Origin of the sequence: Lapidilactobacillus luobeiensis, assembly GCF_024345205.1 — a bacterium.
Lineage (GTDB): Bacteria > Bacillota > Bacilli > Lactobacillales > Lactobacillaceae > Lapidilactobacillus > Lapidilactobacillus luobeiensis.
The window spans coordinates 1-14919 of the sequence record NZ_BROC01000042.1; the positions used below are offsets into that span (position 1 = coordinate 1).

10 protein-coding genes are annotated in these 14919 nt (G+C 48.6%); all 10 read right to left on the minus strand.

Going from position 1 to position 14919, the window contains the following annotated elements; genetic code table 11:
• Positions 1-228 precede the first annotated feature (228 nt).
• Positions 229-477, minus strand: a complete 249-nt coding sequence (locus OCU21_RS10805) for a glycosyl hydrolase family 65 domain-containing protein (RefSeq protein ID WP_261807417.1) — start codon at positions 475-477, stop codon at positions 229-231.
• Positions 474-2564, minus strand: coding sequence for a glycoside hydrolase family 65 protein (locus OCU21_RS10810; protein ID WP_261807418.1), 2091 nt, complete (start codon positions 2562-2564; stop codon positions 474-476). Before OCU21_RS10810 ends, OCU21_RS10805 begins: the two co-directional genes overlap by 4 nt.
• Positions 2565-2574: 10 nt before the next feature.
• Positions 2575-4080, minus strand: coding sequence for a PTS transporter subunit EIIC (locus OCU21_RS10815; RefSeq protein WP_261807419.1), 1506 nt, complete (start codon positions 4078-4080; stop codon positions 2575-2577).
• 24 nt (positions 4081-4104) lie between these two features.
• Positions 4105-4596 carry a PTS sugar transporter subunit IIA gene (locus OCU21_RS10820; protein ID WP_261807420.1) on the minus strand — a complete coding sequence of 164 codons (492 nt, stop codon included), beginning with the start codon at positions 4594-4596 and terminating at the stop codon, positions 4105-4107.
• Between the two features lie 846 nt (positions 4597-5442).
• The gene (gene treR, locus OCU21_RS10825; protein WP_261807421.1) at positions 5443-6147 is read right to left on the minus strand and encodes a trehalose operon repressor; all 705 of its coding nucleotides are present in this window, start codon (positions 6145-6147) and stop codon (positions 5443-5445) included.
• 621 nt (positions 6148-6768) lie between these two features.
• Positions 6769-9099 (minus strand): glycosyl hydrolase family 65 domain-containing protein, encoded by a 2331-nt coding sequence (locus OCU21_RS10830; RefSeq protein ID WP_261807422.1) that lies wholly within the window; start codon positions 9097-9099, stop codon positions 6769-6771.
• 854 nt (positions 9100-9953) lie between these two features.
• On the minus strand, positions 9954-11471 hold the full coding sequence (locus tag OCU21_RS10835) for a PTS transporter subunit EIIC (RefSeq protein ID WP_261807423.1): 1518 nt from the start codon (positions 11469-11471) through the stop codon (positions 9954-9956).
• Positions 11472-11484: 13 nt separating this feature from the next.
• Positions 11485-11973: a PTS sugar transporter subunit IIA gene (locus tag OCU21_RS10840; RefSeq protein WP_125599443.1), complete on the minus strand. Its 489-nt coding sequence runs from the start codon at positions 11971-11973 to the stop codon at positions 11485-11487.
• Positions 11974-12000: 27 nt separating this feature from the next.
• Positions 12001-12705 carry a trehalose operon repressor gene (treR, locus tag OCU21_RS10845; protein WP_125599440.1) on the minus strand — a complete coding sequence of 235 codons (705 nt, stop codon included), beginning with the start codon at positions 12703-12705 and terminating at the stop codon, positions 12001-12003.
• Between the two features lie 680 nt (positions 12706-13385).
• The gene (locus OCU21_RS10850; protein WP_125599437.1) at positions 13386-14582 is read right to left on the minus strand and encodes an MDR family MFS transporter; all 1197 of its coding nucleotides are present in this window, start codon (positions 14580-14582) and stop codon (positions 13386-13388) included.
• Positions 14583-14919: the final 337 nt, after the last annotated feature.

Sequence of the window (14919 nt, forward strand, 5' to 3'; positions counted from 1 at the left end):
GGCGAACACGTTTCAGCAGTGAAATTTGTCTTAGTGATTTATCACTTAGACAAAGGCTCGATTTGAAGACAAGCCGCCGTATTTGCGGATTGGCTTCAAACGATGCCCACTGCGTTCCAGCCACTAAAAACGCCCTGAGGCGGTTGCGTCACCACCAAAACCCAGCATCTCCTGCCATCAAGCGAGTCAAAAAAAAGACGCAGGCAAGAAATCACCTACGTCTCTTGGTTAGAAGCGTGGATTCAAAACAACTTGAACTGCGCGGCCTGCGGTCAAATGGATCCGATTTTCCTGCACGACGACACAAATGTCCTGATCCGCTTCCAGTGTTAATTTACTATTCTGGAACGTGAAGCTCAGCCAGCTGTCACGGAAACGCTGTTGGAAACTCAAACGCCGCCAACTCCGCGGGATCTGTGGCTCGATGATCACCTGGCCCTCGAAATATTTGATCCCGGCGAATGCATGCTCGATCACCGCCAAGGTCCCCCCATGACCCCGGTATGGATCCCCTCGGCGGTAGTGCCACCTTGGATATCATCATAGTCGGAGCGGATCGCCGTGACGAGATTTTCCACCGCATGATCCAGCTCGCCAAGGATCACATCGACACTGGCGAAAACTGGCCGCGAAACAGTGGAGCCATGGACCGTACGCGCCAAATAATAATCACGATTGCGGCGGAGCCAATTGCGCGGGAGGCGGTAACCTAATTGGTTGACCAATTGCTGCATCATTTTCTCACCAAGATTATAAACAGCCATCAAGGTGTCCGCTTGCTTGTTGACCTGATAATCATTTGGCGACTTTCCTTCGGATTTCAAGATTCGATCGATCCGATGGATATCACCGTATTTCTCACGATAGGCGTCCAGATCTAACTCCTTTAGCGCCAAATAATGTTCATACTGCTCAATGACCCCTTGATCATCAATATAGATCGTTAAATTATTGGCGACATCACTGGCCTTTTGCAACAAGTGATGGCTAAAATCCGTTTCCTGACAAGCCGCTGTGAACTCGACTTCCGGATGATGACGTAATTCGGATAACCAATTCAGAGACCAAACCAGCATGATATTGGTATACGCGTTGTCGTTCAGGCCTGGCGTTGTCGCGCTTGGATACCCCTCGTGAAATTCATCCGGCCCCATCACCCCGTTCAAATGATAACGTTCGCCGTCATAGGTCACTTTACTGAGCCAAAACTTACTGGTCTCCAACAACACTTTCAGGCCACCGTCATTGAGTAAATCATACCGGCCAGTAACTTGGGTATAGTACCAAATATTATAGACCACGGCCAGCGAGATATGGCGCTGTAAACGTGAATTGTCTTGATACCAGCGGTGGGTAATCGGGTTGAGATGGATCACCTGTGACTGTTCATCGCCATACATCGCCGATTGCCACGGGTACAGCGCTCCTATTTCATGTTGAGCATGGGCGTTTTTGCGCGCGGCGTTCAGGCGTTTCAGGCGATATTGAAGAATATCATAGGCAGTATCTGGATCCATTTCCGCGTAATAAGGAACTAGAAACAATTCGTCCCAGAAAATATGACCACGATAACCCTCACCCGTCAGCGCCCGGGAACCTACCGATGCGTCAAGATCTTGGTTAGCCAAATGTTGCGCCGCCTGATGCAAATGAAACACATTCATTCGCACCAACCGCTGTAAGTCTGGATCGTCCGTCTCGATTTGAACATCCGCATGTTGCCAGAATGTCCGCCAATGTTCTTGACTATTCGCTTGGATCGTCGCAAAACTACTCCGAGCCAACTCAGTAGTCGCCTCAGCGACTGGATCGGTGGTCTCATAACTGGTCGCCACGACCATGGTCCGTTCAAAAGTAAATTCTTCGCCTGCGTTCAAGGAAACCACTGCCTCGTCGATCACAGAGTGTTCCGGATAAGTCGTCGTGAACGAAGCCTGTTCGCTGGTGGTCCGCGCGCCGATGACCAACTCCAATTCTGATTTCAGCGTACGAGCCTGTAATAAATGGTCGCCTAATTTTGTGATCTTGAACTCTTGACTATTGAATTCACGATACCGGGCCACATTTTGATTTTGGATCAAACCGTCAACGATGCCTTGGATCGTGACCTGAGCTGAAAAATCTAAATGAAAACTGATTTTCTCCGCAAAACAGTGATAGTGCAGCGGATCAACTACTTTCAGTGTATCCACATACAGCCGTCCCTGTGCCAAAGCGTATTCAAAATGCTCAGTCAGATTCCCACGGTCCATGTTCAAGCAAGAACAGCGTTGATCATAGTCAACGGTCACCGGTTGATGATCGATAAACAAACGGATCAGCTGAGGATTGGGCAAATTGACCATATCTTCATTAACGATATCGCGATGATTGACCTGAGTGGTCGTCTGGTTAAAGATCCCCGCCACATACAAGCCCGGATAATGATCATCACTATATTGGGCCAGCACCGGTGCGCCGCGCCAACCCAGATAACCATTGCCTAACGTTAAAATCGATTCCTGACCATAAGAACGCGGGCCATTAGGAATGTTTTGATATTCGATCTGCCAATCTGTAATCATTTTAAGCTCCTTATGCGGTTGCTTTGAAAACATTTTTCTTCTGCGCACCTTTGACTTTGTCTAAATCAGCATCACTGAAGCCCCAAAGGTAAACGCAAGTGAAGGAAACAACGATGGTGATCACTGACGCGATCAAGTAGATCCAGATGTTATTCGGATTCTGCGCCGAGAAGAAGGACGGGAAGCCGATCAACGAGCCGGAGAAGCCAAACATGTCGATGTGGAACAAACCAGCGACGAAACAGCCCACCGCGCTCCCGATGCTGGACATCCAGAAGACGTGGCCATATTTCAAGTTGATCCCATACATCGCCGGTTCAGTTACACCAGCAAACCCGGATAAGGCGCCAGCCATGGCCAAACCTTTGATGTCAGCGCGTTTGGATTTCGCCCAAACTGCCAAAGCCCCCGCCGCTTGCGCGATCATGGTGAAGTTGATCAAGCCGTTTAAAACCGAATGTCCGGTCATGGCAATATCGTTGGACACGATCGGGACGATCATCCAGTGCAAGCCGAAAATAACTAAAGTTTGATAGAAGGCACCTAGTACCAGTCCAGCGATGGCTTCGTTGGCTGTTACTAAGAAGTTGATCACAGCCGCAAATCCTGCCGAAATCATCGAAATAACCGGGCCCATTAAGACTAGGACCACGCTGGCCACGATGAACAAGGTGAACAACGGTTGGAAAATCGAACGCAAACTCAGTGGCAGCACTTTTTTCAGCCAATTGCCCACTGGTCGTGCCAGCCACGCGGCGAAAATAATTGGGAAAATCGAGTAAGTGTATTGGGGAATGTGGATCGGTAGCCCAAAGAAGGTGGCGTTCAGCGGAATACCCAATAATGTTGCCATTCCCTTAGTTGGCGCTGCCCATAACGCCGCAATGGACGGATGGACCAAAACTCCCGCGATCGCCGCAACGGTGATCGGTTCAGAATGGAGTTGTTTCGCGGCGGTGTAGCCCACGAGGATCGGCAGGAAGTAGAAAGTCGAATCGCCCATGGCATTGATAATAACGAACGTTGTCGACTTGGTGTCGATCCAATGCAGATTAGAAGTAAATAATGTCAAAAATCCTTTTAAGATACCTGAAGCGGCTAACAGGCCAATGATTGGGATCATCGAGCCGGTGATCGTCCCAATCAACAACTGGAAGCCGCGCACGATCCAGCCCCAAAGATTGGTGGGCCGGGCTGCTTTCGCCTGAGCTTGGGTGGCTTCGACAACTTCCCGCGTCGCCGCGTCGTCGACTACATCATCACCAAGTTGGGCGATCACCGCGTCGTAAACATCTTCGACAGCCGGGCCGATCACCACTTGATATTGTCCTAAACCGGCATTATAGATCGCCCCCGCGACCCCATTCAGATTGGTCAATTTGGCGTTATCCGCCTTGGTCTCGTCCTTCAGGTAAAAACGTAACCGTGAGATACAATGGATCACTTTGTTGATATTACTTGGTCCACCGACATATTTAATAATGTCAGTCGCCAATTGAGTATAGTCTTGAGCCATTTTCTTTTCCCCCTATGACTGTGACTAAGCCTTAGCGCTTGCTTTGCCCAGCAAGTCACCTAGACTAACGTGTTGATAATCGACATTAAGCGCGGCCAGATTAGTTTTTGAATTGGTGATCAAAACCATGACTGTTTTATCGAGTTGAGCCGCTTCGATCTGGCTCCAATCAACAGTAATGATCTTCTCCCCACTAACGACCTGCTTACCCTGTTTAACATGGACTTTGAAGGGCGCGCCTTTCAACGCGACCGTATCGATCCCCACATGAACCAAAAATTCCAACCCATCATCACGCCGGATCCCAAAAGCGTGACCTTGGGCGATGATCACCTCACCGCTAACTGGCGCGACGACCGCCGACTCATCAGCGTCAGGCATGATGGCGAAACCTTCGCCCATCATTTTCTGTGCGAAAACCGGATCGGAAACCGTGCTCAGCTCGATCACTTGGCCCGTCACCGGCGCGAAGATCTCATCAGTATGGACCTGCTCTTTTTTCTTGAAATGTAACATTTGAATCCCCCCATTTTGGTACTAAAACTTGGTACTAGCGAATTTGACCCCTGCGGTTTTGGTTAAAATGGCTTGAAGGTGGTTGAAAGTAGATTGGCCGCAGCTTGCGCTGCGCGATTCGGGGTAAACTCGCTGTGGGCGTCACTTTGAGCTTTTCGGAAATGCACCGAAAATCTCAAAGCTGAGCCTTGTCCTAAGCGGCAGAGCCGCCAAGGACAATTTCACGGCGATCTCACCCCGAATCGCTCCGCTCCAGCCGCTAAACGTTATAATAGGCGCTTGAGCACTCACGCCATTTGGCAAGCTATCGTCAATTGATGGGGAACCACGCAATTGATGACCGTGGTTAGTGGTTACCAACTTTAAATTGGTGACACCAGCGCAGTCTGTCTGATGAACTGAGACAGAATCTTGGCGAATCAGCAGAATCGGTCTGTTTCCACACATGGATTGGTTACGGAAACAAGTAGTGTTGTTCTGCTTGCACAAAATGTCCCGACCTCCTGATCCAAATCAGTTGGTATTGCCGTCCCACCTCAAAAGTGGGCAATTGTTTGACCTCTAGCTTGCAAAAGCACTTCGTCAGATATCCAACTCCGATTGTAGATCGGCGCAATTCTGTTCAGCAACCGGTTCGGGCCATGCGGCTCAGCAGTGAAATTGTCCTTTGCGGCTCCGCCGCTTAGGACAAGGCTCGATTTGAAGACAAGCCGCGCTTTTTGCGGATTGGCTTCAAACGATGCCCACTGCGTTCCAGCCGCACAAATGGCCCGAACCGGTTGCGCTCACGCGCAACACCCACCAAAACCTGCAATCAAATCCAACATCACCGATCAACCGGTTTTTTCACTGATGACGTCGGGCAAATTCCAAACTACTGAACTTATCCGCGCGATGCCGCGACTCCGTATAAGACAGCACCCGATTATCCGACAAATGCGTTTCGCTGCGCACCACCAACACCGGCACACTCTGATTGATCCCCAGATACACACAATCGTCATATTCCGCCGGTTCGATGGCAATATGCTTGATCGCATAATCGATTTTCAGATGGAGCGTCGATTCAAAATAGTCGAACAAAGAACGTTGCGCGACAGTCGCCGGTATCTCCGGCACGATTGCCTCATTGACGTAATCGTAATCCAAAATCACGGGCACATCATCAACGACCCGTTTGCGCACGATCAATTGCGTCGTTAAAGCCGGCGCGCCGTTCAGCAAAGCCACTGGCACCGCGACATGGTCGTGGATCGAAACCAGATCATTAGTCGATTGTAAATGGTTTTGAGCGACCAACTCGTGATAACTTTCGATCGACGAGAACGGAAACATTAATTTCTCGGTACTGAGAATCAGACTACCCTTCCCCCGAATCGTCTGAATGTAGCCTTCATTCGCCAACAAACGGACCGCTTTACGCACCGTCTCCCGCGAAACATGATAACGCATCACTAATTTCTGATCACTTGGCAGCAAGTCCCCTTTCTTAAACTTCTTGTTTTGAATATCTGTGAGTAAATCATGGTAGATCTGTAAATATTTTTTCATCTTCCCCGACCCCCGAGCTTATCCTAGCACAGGGAAAAATCGCTTACATGATTGCGGCTTGCCTCCGTTGCGGAAAAACTAGACAAGTTGGCGCCAACCATTGTTGTTTAAACAAATTTTGAGTAGACAACTTTTTTCGCTGACTTACTCCCCAATCCTTGTAAAACGGCTCCCCCCGACTACAATTACCAAATCGATCCCCCAATCGATACTTAAAGCGCTTACAAAAACTACATAAGAAAATGCCTAAACTGAAAAAATTTAGGCATCGAACAAAATTGATCCTAACCAAACATCATCACGTCAAGCTCGTTTACTGACGAGCACTGCAAAATCGAATTACCATTTGGCAGTGACTTGATTTATTTCACCGATCAAACGCGAGCAGATCCTTATTTTCAGAACTATCTAACTGCCAATTGGTAAGTTGATTATATCACGAAGCTGTCTATTCGTCTTTTTTAACGCTTACACTGACAAAAAGTAGGCCTATTTGAAAAAACAAATAAGCACGATCACTTTTTGAATCAGGATTTCAGTAAATGATTGTGCCTATTCAGATAATCCCGCCAGCAACGATTGCCCGGTTCGATCACGCTCAGAAAGATCAAAGGAATAACTTCACATCAGCGTGATCATCAACGGTTTTTGCGCCGACAGGTGATATTGCTGCCCTTGCACGATCACTTTTGCGTCGTGATCGGCATTGATGACCACCTTTTGATCGTGGAAATCAAAGCTGAACCAAGTGCCGTGAAATTGGCGTTGGAACTTTAACTGTTGCCACGCCGCGGGGATATGGGGGGTCAAGGTGAGTTGCGCGCCAGTCAGATCTAGCCCAGCGAAACCCCGTTCGATCACGGCCAAAGTGCCGCCCATCACGCCAGTGTGAATGCCTTCTGCGGTGGTGCCGCCTTGAATATCAATATAATCGGACTTGATCGCGGTGACTAAATAATCTAAGGAGCGCTTCAACTCGCCTAAAGATAGATCGACATAGGCGAAAACCGGTCGTGAAACAGTTGACCCGTGAACGGTCCGCGCTAAGTAATAGTCACGGTTCCGTTGGAGCCAATCTTGCGGCAATTGATAGCCCAGTTGCCGAACGATCTGTTCAACTTGTTGGGCGCCCAAATTATAAACAGCCATTAAACTGTCGGCCTGTTTATCCACCTGATAGTCGTTGGAAGATTTTCCTTCGGCTTTGAGGATCCGGTCGATCCGATGGATATCACCATATTTTTTCGCGTAAGCATCTAAGTCTAGTGTCTGCAATTCAAAATAACGCTGATATTGTTCGATCACACCCTGATCATCGATATGGAGACTTAGATTGTGGGCCACATCTGTCGCCTTTTGCAAAAGTTCGGCGCTAAAATCAACAGTTTGGCAAGCTTGAGCAAATATTTCCGACTGCTGGTGGCGTAACGCCAACAACCAATTCAGTGACCAAACCAACATGATATTAGTATAGGCATTGTCCTGCAACCCACTGACTTGCGTGTGGGGATAGGCTTCATGGAACTCGTCAGGTCCCATTACCCCAGACAAGTGATAACGTTGGCCATCATAGGTGACCTTATTCAACCAGAATTTACTGGTTTCCAGTAAAAGCTGTAAGCCCCCTGCGGCCAAAATCCCTTGATCCCCAGTGACCTGAGTGTAATACCACAAATTGTAGACGATCGCCAAAGAAACATGGCGTTGTAACCGCGAATTATCCTGATACCAACGATGAGTCATTGGATTCAAATGAATGATCTGCGACTGCTCATCGCCAGACATCGCTGACTGCCAAGGATACATCGCCCCATGTTCGTACTGCGACCGCGCATTTTTTTTCGCGGCAGGCAATCTTTTCAAACGATAGTGCAAAAGCGCCGCGGCGGTTTTCGGCGTCGTCGCCGCATAATAAGGCAAGAAGAAGATCTCGTCCCAGAAAATATGACCGCGATAACCCTCACCAGTCAGGCCGCGAGAACCTACGGACGCATCCAGATCCGGATTGGCTTGGTCTTGCGCCGCTTGATGCAGCTGGAAAATATTGAAGCGCACCAACCGTTGCAGATCAGGCTCCGCGCTAGTCAATCGGACATCGGCTTTTTGCCAAAAATCTCGCCAGTGAGCCTGGCTGCTTGCTAGGATCTGTTGAAAATCTGCCGCGTCTAAATTCTGTTGAACCGTAGTGATCGGATCTTGATCCTGATAACTCGTCGCCACGGCCATCACCCGCTCGAAGGTCAAAGTCTCATTGGCAGGTAATTGGATCGTGGCCTCATCACAGATCTGTTGATCCGGATAAGTCGTCTTAAAGGTCAGCTGCTCGCTGGTACTGCGACCACCAACGACCAGCGTCACCCCAGATCGTAAGGTCCGGGCGACCAATAGTTGGCCTTGTTGTCCGGTCACCTTAAACTCTTGACTATTAAACTCACGGTACCGCGCAACGTTACGATTTTGGATCGTACCATCGATCAGATTTTGAATCTCAACTTTTGCCGAGAAGTCCAAACGCAAACTAACTTGCGTCGCGATCCGATGATAATTGATTGGATCGACGACTTTTTTTGTTTCCAAATAAAGGTGACCCTGTTTCGCGGGAAAAGTCAGTGTTTCCGTGAGAACGCCTTGATCCATTTGTAAAACCGCCTGCCGCTGATCGTAATTCAGAGTCACTGGTTCTCCGTCGATCCGCAGCCGCAACAGTTGCGGATTCGGCAAATTGACCATGTCCTCATTCACAATATCACGGTGATTGACCGCCGTTGTAGTTTGATTGAAAATACCAGCGACATAAAGGCCGGGATAATGGTCGTCACTGTACGAACTCAGCAGTGGCGCCCCCCGCCAACCTAAATAGCCGTTGCCAAGAGTCAAGATCGACTCCTGACCGTAGGAGTTCACTCCCTTAGAAATATCGTGATATGCGATTTGCCAATCTGATGCTTTCATAAAAAGTTCCTCCTTTTGAATAGATACCGCGGAAAAGCCTGCGGCGCGGCAACTTTGATTGGGATTGCTTATTTGCTGTATAAAGTAGACTGGCCGCAGCTTGCGCTGCGAAATTCGGGGTGAGCTCGCTGTGGGCGTCACTTTGAGCTTTTCGGAAGGGCGCCGAAAATCTCAAAGCTGAGCCTTATTCTAAGCGGCAGAGCCGCTAAGAATAACGACACGGCGATCTCACCCCGAATTTCTCCGCTCCGGCCGCTCAACGCTCTAATAGCCGTTTGAGCACGCACGCCAACTGGTAAGCTATGGCCAATGGATGGAAAGCCACGCAATTGACGACCGTGGTTAGTGGGCACAAGCTTCAAATTGGCGACACCAGCGCAGTCCATCTGATGAACAGAACTAGTTCTCAGCGAATCAACTGAATCGGTCGGTTTCCAACAAAATCCGTTTAAGTAAGTGAGATAAAGTTGGCGGCACTATCCGAAATATACCGACCTATGTCCCCGAATCTGTTGACGTTGCAGTACCACCAAAACAGTTGGCGATTGTTTTAACCTCTAGCTTGCAAAAGCACTTCGTCAAATCCTTCGCCTTCGATTGCAGATAGGCTCAGTGCTGCCCAGCAACCGGTTCGGGCCATGCGGCTCAGCAGTGACGTTATTCTTAGCGGTTTACCGCTTAGAATAAGGCTCGATTTTGAGACAAGCCGCACTTTTTGCGGATTGGCTCAAAACGATGCCCACTGCGTTCCAGCCGCACAAATGGACCGAACCGGTTGCGCTCACGCGCAACACCCACCAGAACCTGCAATTAAACACAAAACAATCAACAGAAGCCTTAGCACAAGTCAAAAATCAATCATTGACCGCAGACTTGAAGACGTTCTTCTTTTTAGCACCCTTTTGCTTGTCCAGGTCAGCGTCTGAGAAGCCCCAGAAGTAAACACAGACAAAGGAGATCACGATAGTAATCACGCTGGCGATCACAAAGGTCCAGATGTTATTCGGATTAGATTTCGAGAAGAAGGATGGGAACCCGATCAAAGAACCGGTAAAGCCGAACATATCAATGTGCATCAAGCCGGCGACTAAGCCACCAACGGCACTACCAATGCTGGCCATCCAGAAGACCCGACCGTATTTCAAGTTGATCCCATACATCGCTGGTTCGGTGACGCCAGCGAATCCTGATAAGGCGCCACTCATTGCTAATCCTTTGATATCAGGGCGCTTGGATTTCGCCCAAACAGCTAAGGCACCAGCGCCTTGCGCGATCATGGTGAAGTTGATCAAGCCATTTAAGACGGAGTGTCCCGTCATGGCAATGTCATTGGAGACAATTGGCACGATCATCCAGTGTAACCCGAAGATAACCAAGGTCTGGTAGAAGGCCCCAATGATCAGGCCGGCGATGGCTTCATTGGCGGTAACCAAGAAGTTGATGATCGCGGCTAACCCAGCGGAAACTAAGGAGATCACTGGCCCCATTACGACCAAGACGGCACTGGCGACAATGAATAAGGTGAATAACGGTTGGAAAATCGAACGCAAACTCAGTGGCAGGACTTTTTTCAGCCAATTGCCCACTGGCCGCGCTAACCAAGCAGCGAAAATAATTGGGAAGATCGAATAAGTGTATTGAGGGATGTGGATCGGCAGGCCGAAGAAGGTCGCGTTCAACGGGATCCCCAGTAAAGTGGCCATGCCCTTAGTTGGCGCCGCCCATAACGCCGCGATGGTCGGGTGGACCAAGACGCCGGCGATGGCCGCAACGGTGATCGGATCGGAATGAAGTTGCTTCGCGGCGGTGTAGCCCACGAGGATCGGCAAGAAGTAGAACGTTGAATCGCCCATCGCGTTGATAATGACGTAAGTGGTCGATTTGGTATCGATCCAGTTCAAGTTGTACGTGAATAATGTCAAGAAACCTTTTAAAATACCTGAAGCGGCTAGCAAGCCAATGATCGGGATCATCGAACCGGTGATCGTGCCGATCAATAACTTAAAGCCCCGCGAGATCCAGCCCCAAAGATTATGCGGCCGTTCTGCTTGCGCTTGTTCCTGAGTTGCGGCGACCGCTTGATTCGTCGCGTCTTCATCAACGACGCTACTGCCCAATTGCGCGACGACTTGATCATAAACATCCGTCACCGCAGGTCCGATCACGACTTGATACTGCCCAAGACCAGCGTTATATAACGCTCCTGCAACGCCGGGTAACGCTGTGATTTTGTCGGTGTCGGCTTTTTTCTCATCTTTCAAATAAAAGCGTAGTCGTGAGATACAGTGGATCACTTTATCAACGTTCTCTGGTCCGCCGACGTACTTAATGATATTGGCTGCCAGATCTTGGTAATTATTATCTTTAGCCATTCAAAAAATCCTCCTATTTCGCGGTGGCTTGCCCAACAACGGCGCCACTGGCGATTTGTTGATAATTGACTTTTAATTGTGCGAGATTCGTTTTAGTATTGGTGATCAGCACCATCACGGTGGGATCTAATTTCGCCGCGGTGATTTGCGCCCAGTCCACGGTCACCATTTTGGCGCCGGCCCGGACGGTTTTTCCCTGTTTGGTGTGAATGGTGAAGGGCGCGCCCTGTAAATTGACCGTGTCCACACCGATATGGACCAACACTTCCAAGCCGTCGTCGCGGCGGATCCCGAACGCGTGTCCCTGCGCCACAGTCACCTCACCGCTGATCGGCGCGACTACCACTGAATCACCTTCGTTTGGCTTGATCGCCAAGCCATCACCCATCATTTTCTGGGCGAACACCGGGTCTGACACCGTACTCAGGGACAAAACTTGCCCACCAACAGGCGCTAACAAGTCATCGGTATGCGGCGCTGGTTCTTTCTTAAAATGGAACATGATCAAGGGCCTCCTTCACTATTTTCACTATTTATGCCGGCGGGCGAACTCCACGCTACTGAATTTATCGGCGCGGTGCCGCGACTCCGTATAAGACAAAATCCGATTATCTGATAAATGCGTTTCGCTGCGGACCACCACGATCGGTGTGCTTTGATCGATCTCCAAATAAACACAATCATCGTATTTTGCCGGCTCAACGGTGATATGTTTGATCGCGTAATCGATTTTCAAGCCCAAAGTCTCTTCGAAATAATGAAAAAGAGAGTCCCGAGCCGCGGTGATGGGAACATCGGCAGCAACTTGCTCATTAACATAGTCATAATCGACGATCAACGGCTCTCCCGCCACGATCCGCCGCCGCACGATCAACTGCGACGTCAGCTCCGGCGCGCCATAAAGCAAACTGGAAGGAACCGGGACATGGTAATTGACCTGAACCAGATCATTGACCGAATCCAACCCGTTTTGCTTGACCAACTCGCGGTAACTTTCGATCGACGCCCAAGGAAAGTTCAGCCGGTCCGCATTAAGCACCAGACTGCCCTTGCCTCGGATCGTTTGCAAATACCCCTCATTGGCCAACAACCGCACCGCCTTGCGAATCGTTTCCCGGGAAACGTGATAACGCATGACCAACTGCTGGTCGCTAGGCAAGAGATCACCCTGTTGATACTTATTAGACTGAATGTCATTGAGTAAATCATGATAAATCTGCAAATATTTCTTCATCACCACAACTCCCAAATCCTAATGTAGCACGAATTGAAAGGGCTTACTAGTAACGTCCGCACCCATTTACAACAAATAACTAGACAAGTTGGGGCAAACGCCCACTGCCGCCGTCACTGCAGAATAGACAACTTTATTTTTGTAAGTGACCCGATCGACTCTGATTTCCAGAAATCAGCCAACTTAATTGACGAGAATGACGCAAGAAAAACCAGAATTGATTATTTGTGAATTCGCTGGTCGTTGATCGATTGTCGATCAAATCAAGCTAGCATCACCAACTCATCTTCATCGATCGATATTTTCTATCCGGTCAAAAAACAAAGTATAAAGCCGGTCAAATCGCCACTGCTATTCTGCAAAGATACTGTCAAGACAATCAAAGTCAGGTTTTACTCGACGCCAAGTAGAATTTCCAACTTATTATGTCCATACGTAAAGTGTAGCACTGATTAATAAAGGTGGGGCATTTTGTGAATTATAAAAAGCGCTGCGGATCCTCATCGGACCAGCAGCGCCTTGACCTCAGCACATTTTTTTATTTTAAAAGCCAACCATATCTTGCGCCATTTCTCAGCAGCAAACAGCTACCGTAATAAAAACGAGGGCCAACTTGACTAGTTAAAGTCGGCTGATCCGCCATTGACCAGATCCTTGATGATTGGATATTGGTGCCCCGCTCATTGACCTAAGCGTCGTGGTGTCGGCGTTGGTTTTTGCTTACGGCCACTAGCCGCAAAGATCAGGACAGCTACCAAAATCAGGAGCGCGCAAAAAACAAACAGCAATGGGTAGGAGATCGATTCAATGATCAACGCGCCAACTAAAGGCCCCACCGCTCGACCTGCCGATGCCGCCATCGTGACCAAGCCCTGATACTTTCCTTTTTCTTGAAGAGCCGCGCGTTCATTGACAAAGGTCGAGACTGCGGGAAAAGCAATCACTTCGCCCACTGTCAAAACCGCCATCGCGATGACGAACCAAGCGTAGTGATTCGCGTAGATCAAAATCAGAAACGCGCTACAAACAAACGCGAAGCCTGTGTAAAGCCGCCCCCGCAAATGTTGCGATAAATAGCCATCAAAGTGAGTCAATAGTGGCTGTAAGGTTACGATCAGAACGGCATTGACCGTCCACAAAAAGCTATATGACCGCACCGACATCCCTAAGTGCAGCATATACGCGGAAATATTGCTCTGCCATTGCTCATAGCCGATCCAGGCCACGAATAGCGTCAGCAATAGCAAATAGATCGGCCATTTCTCCCGCGTCTGCTCGGCGCGATCGGTGTCGACTCGCGCACGCCGAATCGCTTGTTTTGCCTGGTTCAACTGACGGAAGGTCAACAAAGCCACGACCCAGAAAATAATGAAAAGGCCAAAAGCCGTTGCAAAAATGTAACTGATCCCTAAAGGCAAAATGAAACCAACGATCAATGAGCCAAAAACTAGGCCTAGATTACTGGTAAAATAAAGCACATTAAAAACATAACTAGGCTGATGACTTTTTATCATCGTCGCGATCGAGTTGACACAAGTCACCACGATCCCATTGCCCAAGCCCAGAATGATCAACAACACCGCATAAATCGGCCAACCATGCCAGAAAATCAAAACGCCAGCTGACGCCGCCGCGATCGTGATCCCTAATAAAATCGTTTCATACGGTCGCCAGTGATCGAACAACCAACCACCGATATAATTTCCGATCACCGTGAAGACCGAATTGATCAATAAAACAATGCCCGCGGTCGTCAACGGTTCATGCAAATACTCATGCATATAAATCGTTGTTAATGGCCAAATGAAACTGATTCCAGTGTTCGTGATCAACGAGCCCAGAAATAACCACTTTAATTCAATTGGATCCTTCCTCAAAACGCTACACCCCTTAATACGATTGATTATAGCGTAGCGCGAACCCCATTGAAAAATCAACCCATTTATACATAAAATTTTTCATAATTTGCATCGTGATCTTTTCATTTTCAATGTTTTATTCTCATCTTATTGTTTCTAAAAGCCTTTTCATTCGGCGCTCGTATTTCTTCACCTAAATGAGAATGAAGGCTACATAAACTGTTGTGGTGGCTACGGTCAACGATGCGTGTGTTAAGTCATTACTTTTGACGACGAACCTTAGTGTAAAGTTTTACTCGGGAGGTCAATGTCAAAGAATAAATTATTTAAAGATAAAGTTGACAAAAGAAGACCG

What these genes read in the sequence shown, in the direction of transcription:
- OCU21_RS10815 (WP_261807419.1), bottom strand. Translation starts at nt 4,080, where the DNA reads ATGGCTCAAGACTATACTCAATTGGCGACTGACATTATTAAATATGTC.
- treR (WP_261807421.1), bottom strand. Translation starts at nt 6,147, where the DNA reads ATGAAAAAATATTTACAGATCTACCATGATTTACTCACAGATATTCAA.
- treR (WP_125599440.1), bottom strand. Translation starts at nt 12,705, where the DNA reads ATGAAGAAATATTTGCAGATTTATCATGATTTACTCAATGACATTCAG.
- OCU21_RS10830 (WP_261807422.1), bottom strand. Translation starts at nt 9,099, where the DNA reads ATGAAAGCATCAGATTGGCAAATCGCATATCACGATATTTCTAAGGGA.
- OCU21_RS10840 (WP_125599443.1), bottom strand. Translation starts at nt 11,973, where the DNA reads ATGTTCCATTTTAAGAAAGAACCAGCGCCGCATACCGATGACTTGTTA.
- OCU21_RS10810 (WP_261807418.1), bottom strand. Translation starts at nt 2,564, where the DNA reads ATGATTACAGATTGGCAGATCGAATATCAAAACATTCCTAATGGCCCG.
- OCU21_RS10820 (WP_261807420.1), bottom strand. Translation starts at nt 4,596, where the DNA reads ATGTTACATTTCAAGAAAAAAGAGCAGGTCCATACTGATGAGATCTTC.
- OCU21_RS10835 (WP_261807423.1), bottom strand. Translation starts at nt 11,471, where the DNA reads ATGGCTAAAGATAATAATTACCAAGATCTGGCAGCCAATATCATTAAG.